The organism is Paenibacillus sp. FSL K6-2393 (assembly GCF_038002545.1).
Lineage (GTDB): Bacteria > Bacillota > Bacilli > Paenibacillales > Paenibacillaceae > Paenibacillus.
Genome location: NZ_JBBOCU010000001.1, coordinates 4,187,671 through 4,208,856, shown reverse-complemented (window position 1 = coordinate 4,208,856; position 21,186 = coordinate 4,187,671). Strand labels below are relative to the sequence as shown.

19 protein-coding genes are annotated in these 21,186 nt (G+C 47.0%); 13 read left to right on the top strand and 6 right to left on the bottom strand.

Annotation, left to right across the window (positions count from 1 at the left end):
* Positions 1 to 78: 78 nt before the first annotated feature.
* From MHI14_RS18335 to MHI14_RS18305, 7 genes are all read left to right on the top strand, one after another.
* The gene (locus tag MHI14_RS18335) at positions 79 to 771 is read left to right on the top strand and encodes a metal-dependent hydrolase (protein WP_341130969.1); all 693 of its coding nucleotides are present in this window, start codon (positions 79 to 81) and stop codon (positions 769 to 771) included.
* Between the two features lie 238 nt (positions 772 to 1,009).
* A complete protein-coding gene (gene dctA, locus MHI14_RS18330; protein WP_341130968.1) occupies positions 1,010 to 2,365 on the top strand; it encodes a C4-dicarboxylate transporter DctA in 1,356 nt (451 codons plus the stop codon).
* A 377-nt stretch (positions 2,366 to 2,742) separates the two neighbouring features.
* On the top strand, positions 2,743 to 4,464 hold the full coding sequence (treC, locus tag MHI14_RS18325; RefSeq protein ID WP_341130967.1) for an alpha,alpha-phosphotrehalase: 1,722 nt from the start codon (positions 2,743 to 2,745) through the stop codon (positions 4,462 to 4,464).
* 28 nt (positions 4,465 to 4,492) lie between these two features.
* Positions 4,493 to 6,511, top strand: a complete 2,019-nt coding sequence (gene treP, locus MHI14_RS18320) for a PTS system trehalose-specific EIIBC component (RefSeq protein ID WP_341130966.1) — start codon at positions 4,493 to 4,495, stop codon at positions 6,509 to 6,511.
* Between the two features lie 228 nt (positions 6,512 to 6,739).
* Entirely contained in the window at positions 6,740 to 7,588 is an 849-nt protein-coding gene (locus MHI14_RS18315; protein ID WP_249910939.1) for a chemotaxis protein, read from the top strand.
* 214 nt (positions 7,589 to 7,802) lie between these two features.
* On the top strand, positions 7,803 to 8,081 hold the full coding sequence (locus MHI14_RS18310) for a YkgJ family cysteine cluster protein (protein WP_133384486.1): 279 nt from the start codon (positions 7,803 to 7,805) through the stop codon (positions 8,079 to 8,081).
* 77 nt (positions 8,082 to 8,158) lie between these two features.
* The gene (locus tag MHI14_RS18305; protein WP_017688872.1) at positions 8,159 to 8,362 is read left to right on the top strand and encodes a hypothetical protein; all 204 of its coding nucleotides are present in this window, start codon (positions 8,159 to 8,161) and stop codon (positions 8,360 to 8,362) included.
* A gap of 129 nt (positions 8,363 to 8,491) precedes the next feature.
* Here the strand turns inward: MHI14_RS18305 and MHI14_RS18300 are convergent, their stop codons facing one another.
* From MHI14_RS18300 to MHI14_RS18290, 3 genes are all read right to left on the bottom strand, one after another.
* Positions 8,492 to 9,607 carry an AbrB family transcriptional regulator gene (locus MHI14_RS18300; protein WP_341130965.1) on the bottom strand — a complete coding sequence of 372 codons (1,116 nt, stop codon included), beginning with the start codon at positions 9,605 to 9,607 and terminating at the stop codon, positions 8,492 to 8,494.
* A gap of 148 nt (positions 9,608 to 9,755) precedes the next feature.
* Positions 9,756 to 11,066 carry an MFS transporter gene (locus MHI14_RS18295; protein ID WP_341130964.1) on the bottom strand — a complete coding sequence of 437 codons (1,311 nt, stop codon included), beginning with the start codon at positions 11,064 to 11,066 and terminating at the stop codon, positions 9,756 to 9,758.
* A gap of 86 nt (positions 11,067 to 11,152) precedes the next feature.
* Positions 11,153 to 11,848 carry an O-methyltransferase gene (locus MHI14_RS18290; RefSeq protein ID WP_341130963.1) on the bottom strand — a complete coding sequence of 232 codons (696 nt, stop codon included), beginning with the start codon at positions 11,846 to 11,848 and terminating at the stop codon, positions 11,153 to 11,155.
* A 138-nt stretch (positions 11,849 to 11,986) separates the two neighbouring features.
* On the opposite strand from MHI14_RS18290, the gene MHI14_RS18285 reads away from it, so the two are divergent.
* On the top strand, positions 11,987 to 12,883 hold the full coding sequence (locus tag MHI14_RS18285; protein ID WP_091031383.1) for a LysR family transcriptional regulator: 897 nt from the start codon (positions 11,987 to 11,989) through the stop codon (positions 12,881 to 12,883).
* A 115-nt stretch (positions 12,884 to 12,998) separates the two neighbouring features.
* Here the strand turns inward: MHI14_RS18285 and MHI14_RS18280 are convergent, their stop codons facing one another.
* Together MHI14_RS18280 and MHI14_RS18275 are read right to left on the bottom strand one after the other, a co-directional pair.
* Positions 12,999 to 13,715 (bottom strand): YoaK family protein, encoded by a 717-nt coding sequence (locus tag MHI14_RS18280; RefSeq protein ID WP_249910935.1) that lies wholly within the window; start codon positions 13,713 to 13,715, stop codon positions 12,999 to 13,001.
* Positions 13,716 to 13,800: 85 nt separating this feature from the next.
* Positions 13,801 to 14,679: an alpha/beta hydrolase family protein gene (locus MHI14_RS18275; protein WP_133384490.1), complete on the bottom strand. Its 879-nt coding sequence runs from the start codon at positions 14,677 to 14,679 to the stop codon at positions 13,801 to 13,803.
* A 244-nt stretch (positions 14,680 to 14,923) separates the two neighbouring features.
* On the opposite strand from MHI14_RS18275, the gene MHI14_RS18270 reads away from it, so the two are divergent.
* Both MHI14_RS18270 and MHI14_RS18265 read left to right on the top strand, forming a co-directional pair.
* Positions 14,924 to 15,667, top strand: a complete 744-nt coding sequence (locus tag MHI14_RS18270) for a GTP pyrophosphokinase (protein ID WP_062834047.1) — start codon at positions 14,924 to 14,926, stop codon at positions 15,665 to 15,667.
* Between the two features lie 6 nt (positions 15,668 to 15,673).
* Positions 15,674 to 16,909 carry a multidrug effflux MFS transporter gene (locus tag MHI14_RS18265; protein ID WP_249910934.1) on the top strand — a complete coding sequence of 412 codons (1,236 nt, stop codon included), beginning with the start codon at positions 15,674 to 15,676 and terminating at the stop codon, positions 16,907 to 16,909.
* A 137-nt stretch (positions 16,910 to 17,046) separates the two neighbouring features.
* Here the strand turns inward: MHI14_RS18265 and MHI14_RS18260 are convergent, their stop codons facing one another.
* Entirely contained in the window at positions 17,047 to 17,691 is a 645-nt protein-coding gene (locus MHI14_RS18260; protein WP_133384492.1) for a hypothetical protein, read from the bottom strand.
* Positions 17,692 to 17,974: 283 nt separating this feature from the next.
* Here MHI14_RS18260 and MHI14_RS18255 point away from each other — a divergent pair, with 283 nt between their 5' ends.
* The 3 genes from MHI14_RS18255 to MHI14_RS18245 all read left to right on the top strand — a co-directional run bounded on the left by MHI14_RS18255 (position 17,975) and on the right by MHI14_RS18245 (position 21,088).
* On the top strand, positions 17,975 to 18,922 hold the full coding sequence (locus tag MHI14_RS18255) for an ABC transporter substrate-binding protein (RefSeq protein ID WP_341130962.1): 948 nt from the start codon (positions 17,975 to 17,977) through the stop codon (positions 18,920 to 18,922).
* A gap of 157 nt (positions 18,923 to 19,079) precedes the next feature.
* A complete protein-coding gene (locus tag MHI14_RS18250; protein WP_133384494.1) occupies positions 19,080 to 19,700 on the top strand; it encodes a flavin reductase family protein in 621 nt (206 codons plus the stop codon).
* Between the two features lie 233 nt (positions 19,701 to 19,933).
* Positions 19,934 to 21,088 (top strand): type III polyketide synthase, encoded by a 1,155-nt coding sequence (locus MHI14_RS18245; RefSeq protein ID WP_341130961.1) that lies wholly within the window; start codon positions 19,934 to 19,936, stop codon positions 21,086 to 21,088.
* Positions 21,089 to 21,186 lie beyond the last annotated feature (98 nt).

Here is a 21,186-nt window from a genome sequence, read left to right as displayed (position 1 = left end):
TTGCGTTGGTGAAGAGCTATGATTTATAATGAATAGTGGTTTCAAAATAATCAAAACATATGTCGGGAGGAATCCAAGTTGTTGAATATTACGTTCCACGGTCACTCCAGTGTACAGCTGGGCACAGAAGAAAAGTCTCTGATCATTGATCCCTTCCTGCGTGGCAACGAGCTTGCCGTCACAAAGCCTGAAGATATTAAGACCGATGTTGTGTTGCTGACACATGCACATATGGATCACATCCTCGATGCTGAGCCTATTGCCAAAGCGAATAACGCCAAAGTTGTGGCTATTGTGGAATTGGCTACATATATGTCCTGGAAAGGTCTGGATACACTCGGCATGAACATGGGCGGCACGGTAGATCTTGGCTTTGCTCAAGCTAAAATGATTCAGGCGTTCCATACTTCCGGGATTGTGCTCGAAGAAGAACAACGGATCATGTATGCAGGTTTGCCTGCTGGATATATCATTACTATTGGTGGCAAAACGATTTTGCATGCCGGAGACACAAGTCTCTTCGGGGATATGAAAATGATCGGTGATCGCCATGATATTGATGTAGCTTTCTTGCCGATTGGTGGACATTTCACCATGGGACCTGAGGATGCGCTACAAGCGGCGGAATGGTTTAATGCCAAACTGACGATTCCGGTTCATTATGATACATTCCCGGTGATTCGTCAGGATGCGGAACACTTCGTGCAACAACTGGCTGCAAAAGGGTTGGAAGGCCGTGTGCTGGCCCCGGGAGAATCTATTACCCTGTGATGCACATTTAACCCCTGTTCAATAATAAATGGATTTCTGGATAAAGACGAATATCACGTCAAGATAACTGACGCGATATTCGTCTTTTTTCGGTTCCAGGTTCAATTTTCACCGATAGAGTTGGTACAAATGACAAAAACATTGAAATTCCATTGTTGAACTCCCGTTTAGAATGATATAAAAAGTTACACGGAAACCAAACGGAAATCCGAATTGACCGCAAACAGGGGGAGCGTTCATGTCATTTATGAAATCATTATTTTTTCAAATTATTGTAGCGGTAATCATCGGGATTGGTGTAGGCATCCTGTGGCCGGATCTGGGTAGCTTGCTGCAACCGCTCGGAACAGGTTTCATCAAATTGATCAAGATGATCATCGCACCACTGATTTTCATGGTCATTGTGACAGGCATTGCGAAGATCGGTGATCTGAAGTCGGTAGGTCGCATTGGACTGAAAGCTATCGTGTGGTTCGAGATTGCAACTACAGTGGCACTGGTACTTGGATTGGGAACAGCCAATCTGCTTCGCCCCGGTGCCGGAATGAACGTGGACCCTTCAACCATAGATGCAAGCGGCATTGAAGCGAAAACCAATGGTTCCGAGTTGCCACATACGGTAGACTTTATTATGAATATTATTCCGACAAGTGTTGTAGATGCCTTTGCACAAAATGCACTTCTGCAAGTACTGCTCGTGGCATGCTTGTTCGGGGTTGCTCTGGCAGCAACAGAGAGCAAGGCAAAAGAGAATGTACTGACGCTGATTGAGAACTTGCTCAGCATTGTGTTCCGCATCATCGGTTATATCATGAAACTCGCGCCAATTGGTGCATTTGGAGCCATGGCTTACACGGTAGGTGCCTATGGGGCTTCCACATTATCGTCCTTTGGTCTGTTAATTCTGGCCTGTTACGGCGCAGCGCTGCTGTTTCTGGTCATGCTGGCACTGGCTGCCTGGTGGATTACCGGGCTGAATTTCCTGCAATTTGTGAAGTATACCCGTTCTGAAGTGATGCTGGCGATTGGAACCGGATCATCAGAAGTGGTGATGCCGCGCATGATGGACAAACTAACCAAGGCGGGTTGTGATCGTGCGGTTGTGGGTCTTGTAGTGCCGACGGGGTACTCGTTTAATCTGGATGGCGCTTCGATCTATTTATCCTTGGCAACGGTTTTTGTTGCTCAGGCCGTAGGGATTGAACTGACATTGATGCAGCAGATTACAATTTTACTGGTGTTGATGTTAAGTTCCAAAGGCATGGCAGGAGTACCTGGCTCCGCATTTCTGGCCCTGTCCGCAACGGCAGTGGCCGTCAATGCTTTTCCGGTAGCAGCGGTTGCTCTGCTGCTTGGTGCAGATCGATTCATGGATACAATGCGTGTCTTCACAAACCTGATGGGCAACTGTGTTGCAGCATTTGTGGTCGCAAAATGGGAAGGTCTGCTGGATCAAAAGCGAATGCGTGCCGTACTCTCTGGTGAGATCAGTGCTGCTGAACTGGAAAGAGAAGAGCAAGCTGCACTATCTCTATTGAAGTTGAATATGCAGGAAAAACAAGAGAAAGCCGTAGTTTCACCGGAGATGTCGTAAGAGGCGTGTCTCCGCTGTGGTGATTAAGTGAAGTGACAGCAACTTAAAAATAACAATCCATTACAACAGTAAAAAGACAGTAAAATACATTTAAAATGTTCAACCAAGTTCAACCCAATTAGACCGTCTGTTGCCCACTCCGATCGTGGGAAGAACAGACGGTTTCTTGTTGTCCCAATACAGATATCATTGGGTTCACGAACGCAGGTTCCAAAATAAATGTTACAGAGGAAAGATTTATGGGGAATGTGTAGAAGAGGCGAAGAATATACATATTATAGTTTCAACTTGTATATACATGTTTACTTATGTAATATAGATATGAAGTTAACCGAGAACATCACATGAGAGCATTACAATTTATTGGAGGCGTTAACATGAGTTCTAATAACACCACTCCGTCATCTTGGTGGAAGACATCAACGGTGTATCAGGTATATCCGAAGAGTTTTAATGATACAACGGGATCGGGTACTGGAGATATTCGTGGATTAACCGAGAAGCTTGATTATTTGCAGCATCTGGGTATCGATATTGTGTGGTTGCAGCCGGTATATGTTTCCCCGCAGCATGATAATGGATATGACGTAGCGGACTATTACCGAATTAATCCGGATTATGGGACGATGGAGGATTTTGACGAACTGCTGAAAGGTCTGAAGGCTCGTGATATGAAACTGATGATTGATATCGTGGTGAATCACTCCTCGACCGATCATGAGTGGTTCCAGCAATCCCGTTCTTCCAAGGATAATCCGTATCGGGATTATTATATTTGGAAAGATCCTGCCCCGGATGGCGGTGTGCCAAACAACTGGCAATCGAAGTTCGGTGGACCCGCTTGGCAGTATGATGAACAAACGGGACAATATTTCCTGACTTTATTTGATAAAACGCAGGCAGATCTGAATTGGGAGAATGAAGAAGTACGCAAAGCTGTACGGGATATGATCAAGTTCTGGGCGGATAAGGGTGTGGACGGTTTCCGTATGGACGTGATTAACCTGATCTCCAAAGACCAGCGGTTCCCTGATGATGATGGAAGCGTGTCACCGGGTGATGGACGCAAATACTACACGGATGGACCACGTGTGCATGAGTACATCACCGAGATGTACGATGAAGTATTTGGGCCTTACAACATGGTGACGGTAGGCGAGATGTCCTCGACAACACTGGAACATTGTATCCAATATTCGAACCCGGCTTCCCGGGAGTTTTCGATGACGTTTAACTTCCATCACCTGAAAGTGGATTATCCGAATGGTCAGAAGTGGGAACTGATGCCGTATGATTTTGAAGCGATGAAGCAGCTCTTCAGTGAGTGGCAGACAGGCATGCAGGCCGGTGGAGGTTGGAACGCGCTGTTCCTTAATAACCATGATCAGCCGCGGGCGCTATCCCGATTCGCCGATGATGGTGATTATCGTGCCGAGAGTGCGAAGATGCTTGCAACAACGATATACGGAATGCAAGGTACACCTTATGTCTACCAGGGTGAAGAGATCGGAATGCCCAATCCAGTCTGGAATGACGTTAGTGAGTTCCGCGATATTGAATCGACGAACATGTACCGCCTGCTTCAGGAAGAACGAGGTAAATCCGCTGAAGAAGCTTTCAACATTGTAAAAGAGCGTTCCCGGGACAACTCCCGAACACCGATGCAGTGGAATGGAAGTAAGAACGCCGGATTTACTACCGGAACACCTTGGCTGAAGGTGGATGAGCGGTATCCTTCCATTCACGTGGAACAGCAGCTGGCTGATCCAGATTCGATCTACTACCACTACCGCAAATTGATTGCCCTGCGTAAACAGGTTAACGTGCTGATCGACGGTCTGTATGAACGATTGGACGATGCACACCCGGATGTATTCGCGTACGCACGGACCAATGGAAATGAAACCCTGATTGTTGTATCCAACTTCAGTAAACGAGACGTCACGTTCTCGCTTCCGGAAGCGGTCTGGAATGATCACATTGCAGGCAAATCAGCAGAGTTACTCATAGGAAATACGGAGGCAGCCCCTGCGCTGACGCAGGAAATCTCTCTCAGTCCGTATGCATCCTATATGTGGCTTGTGCCACAACAGGACTAATTACATTTTATAAATAGGAAGTGACACTATGGCAATTGACAAAAAACAGGTTGAGGAGATCGTCCGGGCTGTTGGCGGCAAAGAAAATATTGAAGCTGCAACACACTGTGTTACACGACTCCGGTTTGCCTTGTACGATGAGAGTAAAGTGGATACCGAAAGCCTGGATCAGAATGATCTGGTCAAAGGACAGTTCTCTTCCCAAGGACAATTCCAGGTCGTTATTGGGCCTGGTCTGGTGGATAAAGTCTATGATGAGATGATTCAGATTACCGGGGGAGATCGTTCTTCCAAAGATGATGTGAAGGCGGTTGCTGGTAAAAAGCAAAATCCAATCCAGCGAGCGATTAAAACACTCTCGGATATTTTCATTCCAATCTTGCCTGCAATCATTACGGCAGGTCTATTGCTCGGGATTAACAATATTCTGACAGGTCCAGGCATTTTCTTTGATGGAAAATCACTGGTGGATGTCTATCCAGCCTGGAAGGATCTTGCGTCCATCATTAATACGATCGCGAGTACAGCCTTTACGTTCCTGCCGGCTCTGATTGGTTGGGCAGCTGTAAAAAGGTTCGGCGGCAGTCCGCTGCTCGGGATCGTGCTGGGTCTCATTCTGGTACATCCCGATCTGCTGAGTGCATATGGTTACGCTGATGCTGTGAATAATGGCACGGTGCCAACATGGAATCTGTTCGGTTGGGAGATTGAGAAGATCGGTTATCAAGGGCAGGTTCTGCCAGTACTGGTATCGGCCTATCTGCTTGCGAAGATGGAAATTTTCCTGAATAAAAGGGTACATGATTCGATCAAACTGCTGGTCGTTGCACCAGTTACCTTGCTGATTACCGGATTCCTGGCATTTACGATTATTGGGCCGGTTACATTTGCTATTGCAAATGCAATTACATCCGGCTTGATCTATGTATACGATTCATACGCGGCGCTGGGTGGTTTGATCTACGGTGGTCTGTACGCTTTGCTCGTTATCACCGGTATGCATCACACGTTCCTCGCGGTGGATGTTCAGCTCATTGGTAGTCAGGGCGGTACGTTCCTGTGGCCGATGCTGGCATTGTCCAATATCGCACAGGGTTCTGCTGCACTTGCGATGATGCTTGTCCTGCGTGAGAAGAAAATGAGAGGACTTGCGGCAACGTCCTCGGTATCGGCCTTCCTCGGGGTAACTGAGCCGGCGATCTTCGGAGTGAATATCCGTTACCGTTATCCGTTTATCTTTGGTATGGTCGGTTCCGCGATTGGTGGTGTGTTGCTGACGATGAATAATGTTCAGGCAACCTCCATCGGTGTAGGTGGCGTACCGGGATTCCTGTCGATTTTCCCTAACAAATGGGGCGTCTTCTTCATCGGCATGGCGATTGTCCTGGTTGTACCCTTTGTACTGACCGTCCTTTTTGGCAGAGCCAAACTGAGAAAAGAAAATCGTAGTGCAAGCAATGAAACCGTTAATGAGCCTAAAGCGGCTACATCGCAGTCTGCTTCGGGCGTTACCTCTTCAACTGCAAAAACAGATCCAAACCAGCGCACACGTAGTGCAGCTCAAGTAGGGGACGAAGCAGTGAATACACTTGAAATCATGGCGCCATTAACAGGTCAGGCTGTGTCACTGGAGCAAGTACCTGATCCGGCTTTTGCCGAGAAACAGATGGGTGAAGGTGTAGCGATTGAACCTTCCGGCAACCTGGTTGTTGCCCCGTTTGATGCTCAGGTAGCTCATGTGATCAAAAGTAAACATGCGGTGATTCTTGAACACGCAAGTGGATTACAAGTTCTGATCCATGTCGGTATTAATACAGTATCCCTCAAAGGTGAAGGCTTCAACATGCATGTGGAAGCTGGCGAGCATGTAAAGGCTGGACAAAAACTGTTGGAGTTTGATCGTAAGGTAATTGAAGATGCGGGATACCCGCTGATTACACCGATTATCATTCCAGATGGTCAGGATATGGTTGAAAGGGTGGAAGTCACGACAGGTGATGTTACATCTAATCAAAATGGTGTGTTGAAGGTTCATCTGAAAGGTTAATTGAATACAACAACAAGAAGGGGCTGCGTGATGTGCAGCTCCTTTTTGTTGTATGATCGTTATTTTCATGACGATCATGGTAAACTGTATATAAAATGGAAGAATCACATTTTTTAAATAATGGTGGTTGGAAAGGTTCTTCTGACAAAGCAAGCTTCAGGCATGTTCGAGTCGTGGCGTTCATATGGTGGAGAAAGAGATCCTAGTCAATCGATGAGGAGGAGAGCCATGACACGTATTGCGGTGATGGTCATTCATGGGCTGGGTATGCGGAAGGATGGGTACGCGGACAGGCTGATTGCTTGTTTGCATAAGGAATTGGACAAGGTGATGGTCTTGCCTGGAGCCTCCAAACAGATGCTGGATATCGAACCTGTATATTGGGCGGATGTATTTGAGGAGCGGGAAGAGGCGCTCTTTCAACAGCTCGTCAGCTCTCCGGGATTGAACTTTCAGGCGTTGCGCCGATTTGTCATCCATTACCTGGCTGATGCGGTTGCTTATCAACCGGTGGAAAATCAAGGCCATAACTATGATGCCGTACATCGAACGTTGAATCAGGCGATGCATACCCTTGCACAGCGTAATGGACCGGAAGCTCCACTCTGTGTGGTTGCTCATAGTTTGGGTGCCGTAATCGCCAGTAACTTCTTCTACGATCTGCAATATCCGTCCAGTCGTGTTCCTGAAGTTGTGGATGTGAACTCGGCTTTGGAGCGGGGTGACACCCTGACCAATTTTTACTCGTTTGGTACAACCCTGCCCTTATGGAGTTTGCGTTATCATGACTTTAGTTGCCCAATTCAGGTGCCCTCTTCCCATGTGAATCAGTATTATGCCGGGCTGGAAGGGGAGTGGGTGAACTTCTACGATCGGGATGATATTCTGGGTTATCCTTTACGCCCCATTGATCCTGCTTATGAGAAAGCGGTCAAAGAAGACATTGAAGTGAACTCTGGCGGCGTGGCTATGAGTTGGAATCCGCTAAGTCATGGGGGGTATTTTTCCAATCGAAGCATGAATCGGAGAATTGCTCAGGGGCTTGCTCGAACCTGGACCTGGATAAATCGATCATAATATCAGAGGTAGTTCAAAAAGTCCGCTTTTGATTACGAAGGATGCCTAATGGCATCATCAGCATCGAATATGGAATTCAGCCGAAATGTCCGTTGTTCACGTAGCTCTATCTACGCTCCGCTACTCCATTTCTAGCTTCATCCCATCTTCTTGGTACTGAAAACCGGTCTTTTTGAACACATATTGTAAGTTTTATAATTAGGAGGGACTATGTATGGAATGCAGGACAGGCTGTGCCGCATGTTGTATCGCGATTTCCATATCATCACCGATACCGGGCATGGCCCATGGCAAGCCGGCAGGTGTACGTTGTGTGCAGCTTACGGATGATAATCGCTGCGGAATTTTTGGCCAAAAAGATCGTCCTGCGGTATGCAGCGGATTGCAAGCTGAGGAAGAGATGTGTGGTAGCACCGATCAGGAAGCATTTGATATTCTAACCTGGCTGGAACAAGAAACTGCGCCAAAGGTAATCACACCGAAAGTAGTTTGAGTGACTTGTTTTAATTAAATAGGATAATTATACTTAATATGGAAGAAGGTTGATCAGAGAGAGGAGACGCGAATACCATGGGGCTTGTTAAACGTTTTGTATTGGTAGTTGTGAATATGATCGGAGAGTTATGGATGGGATTTTACCGACGTAACTCGGATTATTATGACCATCAGACTTCGGAGTCCAAAAGTAAGATTGGCTATTATGCATTTATTATTGGGGCAACAGTGGTTACGGTGGGCATTGTAGGCTGGATGTACAACCGAATTTATTCATAAGTAGTCATTATGCTTAAAATTGAATGAGGCCAAATGTTGAAGATGAGTGTGTACAAATAAAAGAGAGTATCCGCAGGATGTGACATCAAATGGATACTCTCTTTGGCATGGGATCAGGTAGGAATATGATCATTGAGGATAGGGCTTAGCTTTCTTTTCTTTCAACATATGTACAAGAATCATCTTCAGTACGGAAGAGACGATGAAGAAAATAAATAGAATCCGAAACAATTGATACCCGGATACAACCGAAAGATCGGCATTCACTTCATGTGCCATGATACTCATCTGATCCATCCCGCCAGGGGCCATACTGAGTAGTGAGGTTGCCGCGGAGAGGGAGAACACATTCATTAACAGATAACTCAATCCAAGCGCACCAACAATGAGCAGTAAACTACTCATCACCGCTAGCGTGACTGTCTGTGTCTTGCGTTGCAACTGTTCCGGCTTGAGCATCAGTCCAACGTGACTGCCAATCATCAATTGCGATACGTTTAAGAGGGAGGTTGGCAGACTGGGTGTGTGCAGCGCTGTGCTTAATTGAACGACACACATAACAATCATGGGACCCAACATAAAGGCCGTCGGAAATCGGAGTTTGCGTGCAACCCATGCACCCGCTACACAGAGCGGAGCATAGAGAAGAATCTCAGGAAAAAGGGTACCCCATGTTGCTACGTCAATGAAAGGCTGATCTGTTCCACCACCTACAGTACCTCCAATCCAAGGACTAAATAGCAGGAACGGAACACAGAAGACAATCATGATCAGCCGAGTCACCTGCAAAAAAGTAACCAGCGTCAGATTGATGGATTTCATCTCTTCTGCAAGGGACACCATCTGGGACAGCCCTCCTGGAATACTGCCAACCAGCAGGGAGGGAAAATCAAAATCGGTTACCTTTGAAGCGATGTAGGCTGTAATTACACACAATGCAATTAACAGCAAGGTCATCAGCAGCATCATGGGAAGTTGTTGCAGGATGCCTTGCAGTGCCTCTTCTGTTAAGGTGAGACCAATTGAATAACCAACAATGAGAATGCCATAGTCCCGTATGGAGGCAGGCCACATGAGCGGCCATTTGGCAACTTGGGAACCAAGCAGCATGAATACCATTGGCCCGAGCAACCACGGGATCGGTGTACGAATGACTGTGAACAGCAATCCGCCAAGAACAGAGACACCCAGACTAAGAAAAAACCGAAAGACAACGTTGGAACCGAGCTTATGCATCAGTTCCATCCGTTTAGCCTACCGGTTGAATGAGGTGGTATGAGATTCAGGTATACATTCAGGTGTAATGAAAGATTCATGTTCATGTGTGATCACTCCTGATGATGAGATACGTTGCGTTATCTGCGGAACAACCAGGCTACTTCTGTTCAACTCATTAAGATCCTGCGAGAGCCGTAGCGGAAGGTTTGGGTTCTCTGAACATTACAAAGTACATCAGTGATGAAATAACGTATAGACAGCCTGTGATGCTGAATGTGATTGCATAACCCCAATACGTTCCGTACGTGGTGACCAGATAGGATTGGACAGGTCCCATGGTAGCCCAACCGATCATGAACGAGGTCTGCATCAGTGAATTGGCAATGCCGCGGCGTTTGTCAGAGATCCGATCCACCAGTATGGCTGAATGAATGGGATTGGCTGCGTTCATCAATGCTTGTCTGAATAAGAAACTGAGCGAAGCAATGAACAACAGATTGGTGAAGCCTGTTAATAGAAGGAAGGGCAGCGACATGACCTGGAAAATGACAACGGCTCTTACGCTTCCGACCTTTGCCGCCAGGGTAGGACCAATCAGCATGGATACAATCGTCATAATCTGACCAAGTGCAATCAGTAAGCTCATACCGCTCAGAGAAACCGAGAACCGATTGGTGAAATACAGATTCAGATACGGTACAACCAGTCCGGAACCTAATCCAATTAACAACTGAGTCACTATAAACCGACCAATCAGTCGGGAATCTTTTTTCTTCGTGATCGAATCGTCCGTGCTTGACGTATTCGTTGAACTTTCTTTTAGATCCGAATCGGGTTGAAGAACGGGTTGCCCCGGAATTGTTGTCTGCGGAGCGGCCTTGCCTTCGGTTACAAATAACAGTGGAATAAATGCAGCCAGTGTTGCTGCACCGCCGACAAACAAAACGGTTTGCAATCCGGTCACTTTGGCGAGTCCTGCCGTATGTAACAAATCTGCGAATACACCGCCGCCCAGGCTACCAAGCACCTGGGAAGCGAGCACAAGGGATGAATAATAACTGAACATTTTCAGCCGCTGGCTTTTCTTGACGTTTTCCGCCAGATAAGGAATGGCCAGTACTTGGAATACCCCAGCGAAAAGGCCAGAAAATACCGCGAACCAAATCAGTCCTGTAGCCGAATAATCGAAGGAGCGTCCGATCAGAAAGATTCCGCTGAATAACGCCCCGGTAATGAGTAATCGCTTGCGGCTGAACAGATCACCGCATAGACCGATAGGAACAAACATAATGGCTGTTGCGAGTGATTGAATACTTACAATCTGGCCGTTCATTGTATCATTATAGCCCAGCCCCTGAATGTACAGATTGTACAAGACAGAGAACATGCCATTTCCGATCTGATACAGAATGCTAGCCAGGAAAAACAGTTGAATATTGCGGGACCAGCCGCGAATTTCATCATGAATATGTTGTAAAACTCTCAAGTGGTTCCCCCCAGTCTGCCTGTGCAGTGATTCCAGTTTAACAGGAAAGGGGAATTTGCGGAAGAATTGACCACTGTTTATTTTGGTTAAGGGGCATCAATCACACGAGCAATGACGAATCCATCGTAACCTTTGCTACCAACCGTTTGCAATGCTGTAGCTTCAAGCCGAGGGTGATCCGCGATCAACTGCAGGAATGATCGAACGCCTTGAACTCTGGGGTCTGTGCTGTCTGTGCGGATCACTTCACCGTCCCTGACGATATTATCACCAATTATAAGACTCCCCGGCCGAGTCAGTCGCAGGGCCCATCTCAGATAATCGGGATTACTCGGTTTGTCAGCATCGATGAAGATCATATCAAATGGTTCCCTGTATTCTTCCTGAACATCGGGAAGGGTGGTTAGGGCAGGACCAACTCTCAGGTCAACCTTGTGCATCAGTCCTGCTCGTGTGAGATTGGCCCGGGCCAAGTCTGCATGGTGTGATTCCGATTCCAGTGAGACGATGCATCCGTGTTCAGGCAGCGCTCTTGCCATCCAGATGGTACTGTATCCACCCAATGTGCCGATTTCAAGTACACGGGATGCGCCTTGGATTTGCAGCAGGAGCTGAAGTAACTTTCCTTGATTTGGTGTTACGTCATGAGCAGGGAGTCCAGCTTCGGCATTGCTTTGCAGTGTATGTTCAAGCAGGGAATCGGATGGAATCAGCAGATCATTCATGTAATCGTCGACTTGAGTCCAGGTATGCTGTAGGTTGGTCGTATTTATATTTTTCATGTTCACATGTTCCTTTCCTTGTTTCATGTATTGGATTTCATATTTCAACTATAGATGGAGTAGATATATAAATAAAATATATATTATGTATGTTAATATAAATTTAGATTATGTAATTGACGTGGAAGAGGTGTAAACATGAATCTGCATGGATTACGATTATTTCATGCCATCGTGAGATATGGCGGGGTCACTCGTGCCGCAGAGGAACTGAATATTAGTCAGCCTGCGGTATCTTCTCAGGTGAAGAAGTTTGAACGTGAATTAGGAATCCAGCTTTTTGTTTCGGAGGGAAGAAGACTGGTGCTTACGGATGCGGGGTTACAGTTAACAGGATATGCGGAACGTCTGTTCATGCTGGAGCAGGATGTCGAGAATTTTGTGCAGGATTTTCGGGAGGGCAAGAAAGGACTAATCCGTCTTACGGCAACCTACTTGCCTTCGAATTTTCTGTTGCCTGGCTGGATTGCGCGGTTTAAGCAAATGCACGAGGATGTGGAGATTGTTGTGAGCACAACCAACACCCGGATGGCTTTTGACCAGTTGCTTCGTTATGAGGCAGAGATTGCAGTGTATGGTGGAAGTGGCATTACACATGCAGGTGTGCAATGGGATGAATTGTTTGACGATGAGATGTGGTTTGTTGTGCACCCTGACCATCCGTATGCGGGAAAAGAAATCGAGCTGCATGAGATGATGGCAGAGCCGTTCATCATGCGCGAAGAAGGCAGTGCCACACGTGAGCGACTCGTTTCCCTTTGCACTACAAATAACCTGGCCGCTCCCCGCATTGCGCTTCAGTTCAACGGGCTGAACGAAACGATCAGTGCGGTGAAGGCAGGTTATGGGGCCAACTTTATATCTTCTTTGGTTGTGAACGAAGATGTGCAGCAAGGCAGGCTGGCACGTGTGTTTGTTCGAGGTGTACAGCTGAGAAATACGGTTGCCGTATGTACACGAGCCGGGGAGGTATTATCGCCTGCTGCACAGCATCTGGTCAAGCTTATCCGCCAAGAAGCTGCTTTGATGAAATAAATAGCGTGGTTGTACTTAAAACAACTTAAAATACGTGTTCAAAAAGACCAGTTTTCAGTACCCTAAAGCGGATTTTTGAACATCCTCTTGAAAATGAATAGGTTCTTTTTAACTATTAACTTTCGCTTTGTTGTGAAGTTCCCCATGCATGTAATCGGGCGTATAGGGTTACGCCGCCAATGATCAGGACAGGAATCCAGACTGCAATCAAGGGCACACGGTGGAATAACAATGCGGCTGCAATGACGCCGATCAAATAGATGACAACAGCACCTGCACGAAGGTAGGAGTCTGTGGACAAGGCTTTGGCTAACGATCGGATATTGGCATGTCGCAGCTTTTTGAGGATGCTTACGGTATCTTCAACCACAGCGGCCAAATTATTGGTGAGTACGGTTGTTGAGATGCCAGCAATTCCAATGCGGCGTGCCGCAGTTGTTTGCATCCCCATTGCAACGGCTAGGATGACAATTAACAGATAAGACAGTTGTTCTGAAAATGGACTAATCATAGCGATCGCGAACAGCAGGAGCAATATGCTTTCAACAGTAAATACAGCTGTGACCTTGGAAGACCAGCCATTTTTGGTCTGCACATGTCCGACCATATGTGCTGCAATGGCATTGCCAGCAATAAAACCAATGAGAGCAAGCAGTGACCGCAGCACAACAAATTCCTGCGCACGGGCGATGGCAATACCGAGCAGTACAATATTTCCCGTCATATTGGCTGTGAGCACATGCCCCAGTCCCAGATATCCGATCAGATCCACCATTCCGGCAGACATGCAGAGAAGCAGCATGGCGTATTTTTGGAGGGTACTATGATTCATCCTATCCGTCCTTTCAAAAAAACGTAACCCCTCTAGTATACAGCCATAACCCATGCTTCTTCAAAATGAATTCATAGCGAAAGACTTAAGGTGCAGCGAGCCAAGCAAACATATTGTTCACTGCTGACTCATGTATTTTCTCGTGAAAATGATGATCCTGCCCGCCATAAGCGTGAAATGTGACGTCTGCACCTCGGCGCTTAAGCCAGTGATACATTCGGGTTCCGTGACTGTAATTCACCTGTGTATCTGATGTACCATGCATGATTAACACGGGACAAGATAGTTTGTTTGCTTTTGACAAGGGAGAACGGGCGAGATAAGCTTCCGGAACTGCGCGTGGGGAGCCACCCAGCACCCGTTTCAATGTGCGCCTCAGGTCGGTTCGCTCATGGTAAGTGCGTTCCACATCGGTGACACCGCTCCAAAGAACTAACTTATGTACTTTGTCCGGTCCCTCATTATAGGTAGTTGCGGTATGTACAGCATTAATGGCTCCACGGGAGAACCCCATTAACGATATCCGAGTCGGGTCGACAAAAGGTAAACGCTGCATCAACCGATAAGCGGCATGCACATCTTCGGCATCTCTTCCGCCATACTCGTCACGCCCCTCACCGCCTTCGTTGCCACGATAGGATGGGGCGAACACGATATAACCTTTATGTACAAATTGCTCAAGCCAAACAGTATTTACCCCGCCATAGCTGCCAAGTCCGCCGCGACAATAGATCAGCACAGGCCACTGTTCCTGTGTGTGAGCGATATCATGCATTTTTGCAGCAGGGTAATGGCTGGCGAGTGGTTGCAAATGTAGAGTTGTATGTATGGAAGCGAATTCCGGAAAGGCAGAGGAGACAGAGCCGGGATGAGAAGTTTCATATGTCGTGATATCAGTTAATGAACAACCTTGTGGCAGGTATAAATAAGCTTTAACTCGAAGTGTATCGGATGAATATGTCACTTGATAGAGCAGTAAAATTCACCTCTTTTATTAATAATTGCGGGCCAAATAACAGGCATGCTTCTATAGGATGCGCGTAAAACAAGTTCCCATACCTTCCAGGCTGAATCGCCAGCCCGAATGTAAGAAATTCGTCTATTGGCTCCATATGATTTATAATGGTTCAGGAGGCATATGCATTGACCGCTGTCCTCATTTTTATAAAACTAATTTTAGTGTGCAGAAAGAAAGGGAGAAAGCTATGATGAACGCTCCACATCCAATTGATCAATTCAAGAAATTCAAATATGAAATTACCAGATTTATGATGATCTATAAATTTGCTCTGGATCAAATGGAGACCAAGATTGAAGTCCTGAAGGAAGAATTCCAGTCTTTGCATGATTACAGTCCAATTGAGCATACAAAGTCCAGACTGAAATCACCTGAGAGCATTATGAACAAGATGTTCCGCAAAAATCATGAGTTAACATTTGAGAGCATCAAGCAAAATATCAAGGATATCGCCGGGGTACGGATTACATGTTCCTTTATCTCGGATATCTATCGCATTAAGGATATGCTGTGCAACCAGAGTGATCTGCGTGTACTGGAGGTCAAAGACTACATCGAGAATCCAAAGCCAAACGGCTACCAAAGCCTTCACCTTCTGGTGGAAGTGCCTGTGTACATGTCCAATGGTGAAGAACGAGCATGTGTGGAGATCCAGATCCGTACAATCGCGATGGATTTCTGGGCGAGTCTGGAGCATAAGATTTTTTATAAATACAATAAGGATGTTCCCGAGCATTTGACGAGAGAGTTAAAGAGTGCGGCAGATTCGGCAAATGCACTGGATCAACAGATGGAACGACTTCACCGTGAAATTCAGGAGATCAAGGACGCCGAGAACGAGCGGGATGAAGAAGAACTGCGCCGTATTATTATTAACAATCAACAGTTCACACTGCCGTCCAACCTGCTCAAGCTGCTGGGTAGCGGGGAGTAGTATTTGATGAAAAGTACAACAGCTTCATTGAACACAAACTCCACATCTCGTGTACGGATGGCTTTAATTCTGGGGACACTGTCGGCCTTTGGGCCGTTGTCCCTGGATATGTATTTACCCGCATTGCCCACGCTGGCTGATGAGTTTGGTTCATCTACATCGTATGCCCAACTCAGTCTGACGGCGTGTATGATTGGACTTGCGGTTGGACAGTTGCTTGCCGGACCTCTAAGTGATGTACGTGGTCGGCGAACACCGCTCATTGCAGGGCTTGTGCTCTATACGATCGCCTCCATACTTTGCCTGGTCAGCCCTACGATGGGCTCTTTTGTTGTGCTGCGATTCATTCAGGGTGTAGCTGGAGCGGCAGGGATTGTCATCTCGCGCGCGATCGTCAGAGACGTATATTCGGGCCCGGAACTGACACGGTTCTTCTCTCTGTTAATGCTGATTAACGGCGTAGCCCCGATTGCTGCACCAATCATTGGTGGACAATTGTTGACGTATACGTCGTGGCGCGGCGTATTTATTTTGCTCAGCCTCATCGGAATACTGACGCTGTTGGCTGTCATTTTCGGTCTTGGAGAGACATTACCTTCCAATCGCAGATCAAGCGGGGGATTGAAGCAGACATTAATTACGTTTCGCCAAATCGCAGGGGATCGTCAGTTTATGGGTTATGCGTTGACCCAGGGTTTTGTAGCTGCTGGCATGTTTGCGTACATATCCGGTTCACCGTTTGTGCTTCAGAAATTATACGGGGTATCTCCGCAAATGTTCAGTGTTTGCTTTGCCATAAACGGACTTGGCATTATTCTGGCCAGTCAGGTTGCTGGAAGACTTGCAGGTAAGGTATCTGAAACCCGGCTGTTAATCGCGGGGCTGCTAACCGCGGCGCTCGGAGGAACTTCACTGCTCATCGCCATTCTGGCTGGAGGTAATCTAATCTCTGTACTGATTCCGTTATTTCTGGTGGTATCCAGTGTTGGGTTGGTCAATACCGCGTCCTTTGCCTTGGCGATGGCCAATCAGGAGAAGTCGGCAGGCAGTGCGTCTGCGCTTATTGGTGTGATGACGTTCCTGTTCGGTGGTATTGTCGCTCCCCTCGTAGGTCTCGGGGGAGAAGGCACAGCTGTGCCAATGGGAATCGTTATCGCGTGTGCTGATCTCGGTGCCTTGGTGATTTACTTCCTAATGGTCAGTAGAGGCAGGAAGCGCCAGAACGAACAAGTGTTGAGTTAAATGTACTGATTCTGCACACCTTGCATTTGTGGAGTCTTAATAATGTAAAAGTACATCTGGATAAAAGAACGAACAAGAGCCTCACTTGGAAGGAATTATGCTTCCAAGTGGGGCTCTTGCTGTAGGTAAGGACGGGTTTAGCAGAGTGCAAACAAAATCTGTGTATTGGACAGTATACCTGGCGTGAGGAATGGATAAAAGTACCCCACCACAAAACCAAACAGATTAATCGCAGGCCACATCAGGTAGACATCATTGTATGTGAAGACAAGGGACCATCGGTTGTAGCAAAAGTAGGGCAGCGCACGTTCTTCGTTATCTCGTGGTGCCGCTGTACCAGTTTGTGCAAATTGCACAGCTTGAGTGAGGCTTTGCGGCTGTTGCTGGAGGAAGAGCGGAAGCAGACCCGGGCTGCTTTTGATCAGGTTGTATAGAAAAAGCATTTCTGCCGGAGGCTGACCTACCGGACGAGGATAGGCACTAAGCAGGGTGGGCAGATTGCCTTGAGTCAGCTGCGCAGGTACGCCCGGTGCTGTACCCGGGATTGTACCTGGAATGCCTCCGGGGATATATGGACCGGGTCCTCCGCCTGGAATGTATGGAGGATAGGAGCCTTGACCGCCAGGTATACCAGGAAACGTCGGACCACCCGGTGTGCCGCCACCTCCTGGGAACAGTGGAGGCAATTGAAAGGAACGGTCTTCTCCATAACTTAGATAAGGGTTATATTCGTAATACATGTACAGAACATCCTTCCTGTCGTCGTATTCTGCATTCAGCATATGGCGGCATCCGCCTATATGTGAGTGCCGCCAAGAAGATTGTATATGATCGCCTCGCCACATAATCGAATTGACAAGTGAACTGATAACAATTATCATTGTCAATGGAATCGGACAAATGTACATACGGATATTATATGTATCAATAATAGTTTCAATATTTTTGAACGTTGATATCTGTCCCAATAACGCCGAATAAGGTATTCATAATGAAATGAGAGGGGTTAACAAATTGCTTAAGAAGAATAGAAAGATGCTCATGCTTTTAATGACCGTGATGGTTATGTCCATCTGGTTGGCCGCGTGTGGAACAAAGACGGCAGAGAATGGAGCAGCAGGAGAGAACGATACAACAACGGAGACAGAGACACAAACAGAAGTCCCGACAGAGCGCACACTAACAGATGCTATGGGACATGAAGTAACCATCCCGGCTAATCCTGAGCGTGTCATCGCGTCTTATCTGGAAGACCATCTCGTTACACTCGGTGTTAAGCCAGCAGCACAGTGGTCCATCAACAACGGCAGTGGTTTGCAGGATTATCTGCAAAACGATCTGAATGGCATACCTGGTATTGCAAGTGACCTACCTTTTGAAGCCATGGCCAGTTTCTCACCAGACCTGATTATTATGGGTTCTGAAAGTACAGTTGAAGGGGAGAAATACGAACAATACAATAAAATTGCCCCTACGTATGTACTCGGAGATGAGGTCAACAAGGATTGGCGTCAGGCTCTGCTCAAGATCGGCGAGCTTCTGAACAAATCGGATGTAGCGCAGAAGGCGCTTGACGATTATGATGCCAAAGCAAAGGATGTCAAAGAAAAAGTAACTGCTGTTACTGGAGGAACAAAATCGGCCGCAGCGTTGTGGTTGTTCAATAACAAGTTTTATGTTGTAAGCAACAATGTTTCCAGTGGTGAAGTGATGTACAACGAACTTGGACTTGCAGAGCCTAATGTTGTGAAGGAAGCATCCGCAAAGGCAACGGGTAACTGGTCTGAGATTTCATTGGAGAAGATCGCGGAAATGGACGCAGACTATCTTTTCCTGGTGAACAGTGACAAGGGAGCAGGCTCAGAAGCGCTGAAAGATGCCGTATGGCAGAGCATCCCTGCTGTAAAGACAGGTAATGTGTTTGAATTTGAAAGCACAAGCAGCTGGTTGTACAGTGGCGTTCAAGCAAATACGCAAATTCTGCAAGATATTCAAAGCAGTATTGTGAAGTAACAACCAAACATATGCGAAACAGTCATTTGAACGCTTTGATGCCATGAGCATCAAGGCGTTTTTTGTTTTTTGAACAGATATGGATATATAATAACGAGGAAGTAACGTAAGTGAACCACGATTAACGTAACATGAGCATGGAAGGGGATATTTACATATGTATACATTGGATCCACGTGAAATAACGGGAAGAGACAATTATAAACTGATGAGTGGTTCGGTGGTACCACGTCCAATTGCTTTTGTGACGACACTTTCAGATGAGAATGGTGTAATTAATGCAGCGCCTTTTAGTTTCTTTAATGTGGTTAGTTCGGACCCACCGCTGTTATCCATATCCATTGCACGTAAAGACGGTACCATGAAAGATACTGCACGTAATGTGCTTGCTCATCAAGAACTGGTCGTGCATATCTGTGATGAAGCAATCATAACAGAAGTGAATGAGACAGCAGCCATACTGGAACCCCACGAAAGTGAGCTTGAGCGGACAAAACTTACTACAGTGCCAAGCACCAAGGTTGCTGTGCCAGGAATTCAGGAAGCACTCATTCGGATGGAGTGTGAGCTGTATCAGCACATTCCGATCACGAATGATGAGGGCAAACCGGTGAGTGACCTGCTGCTGGTTCGCATTGTTCAGTATCATTTCAGCGAACAAGTCTACAATCCGGACAAGGGCTATATCCTGATGGATCATTTGAAACCAGTCAGCCGACTGGCGGGTAATGATTATGCCAAGCTTGGGGAGAGATTCACGGTGATTCGACCTGAATAGTTCTGACAGATCGAACATGTAATAAGGAATGGGTTTAATCCGGTAGCAAAGGCGGACAGCACGTGCGAAACTCGCATATGTTGTCCGCCTTTGCTTGTTAATATGAACATAAACAGGACAGGTAGTGAATAGACTTGTACTATATCCTGCACATATGTCATATGAACCTATTTTATATATAGGTTGTTTAAAAAGCCTACTTTTGAACACGTACGATATAGGAGGTTAAGCCGATGAACCAGCTTGAGGCAACAACTGGGGCAAGTATTATGGGAATAGGAACGGCGTGGCCTGCCCACCGTATTGAGCAAAAGGATGTGTCTGCCCGTCTCGCACAGGCGCTGGAACATGAGCCGGATGCGAGAAGATGGGCGAAGCGAATCTTTAATCAGTGCGGTGTGGAGACTCGGTATACATGTGAACCGAATCTGCTTGAGCCTGTGGAGGCTTGCCGATATTTACCCTTTACTTCTGTGGAGGAAGTCCCGACTACAGCCGAGCGTATGGCAAAATACAAAGCTGCTGCTGTTCCACTTGGTCTGGAAGCGGCCGGACAGGCCCTTCAGGATGCAGACATATCCTCCTCGGAACTTACACATCTCATTACGGTGAGTTGCACGGGGCAATTCCTGCCCGGACTTGATGTTCGGCTGATCCAGCAGCTTGAACTTTCACCGCAGATCAACCGGATTCCACTGGTGTTTCAAGGATGTGCAGCCGGTCTAAAGGCGATCCAACTGGCGAATTCCATTGTAACGACAGATCAGAAGGCTACAGTTCTCATCGTGTGTGTGGAACTATGCACACTTCACTTTCAGCCATCTGCCAAACGGGACGACCTGTATGCCGCATCGTTTTTCGGAGACGGTGCCTCTGCCTGTGTTATTGGTGCGTCCGGAACAGACCGCAATGAATGTTTTCGATTAGGTCGTGGGCAATCAACGCTGCTCCCGGATTGTGCAGAAGAAATGATCTGGGAAGTGGGCAATACAGGCTTTGATCTCTACCTGTCACCACAGATTCCGAAGTTGCTTGGTTTGCATCTCGGTCCAGAGATAGAACGGTTGCTGGAGGGTAGCAGTTTACCGGAAATATGGGCGATCCATCCGGGAGGCAGAGGCATCGTGGATGCCGTTCAGAAGCTATATCAGTTGACAGATGAGCAGGTCTCCTACAGCCGAAACATCCTGCGGGATTATGGCAACCTGTCGTCCGTGACGATTCTTTTTGTTCTTCAAGCCATCCGCGAGGATTACAGACAGAAGGAAGAGCATTCCAGTGGGATAGCGCTGGCCTTTGGCCCGGGATTAACAGCAGAGTTACTTCCTTTTACATACATCCCTGCCCCCATAGCGAACAGAACACCTGTGAATCATGGTATCCAATAGTTCGCGAACCCGAGTGAAGGAGACATACACCGCAAGTGTATGAATGTGCTTATGATCTTACCGATGAACATAATCGAATGACTAATCTGATCGCAGAG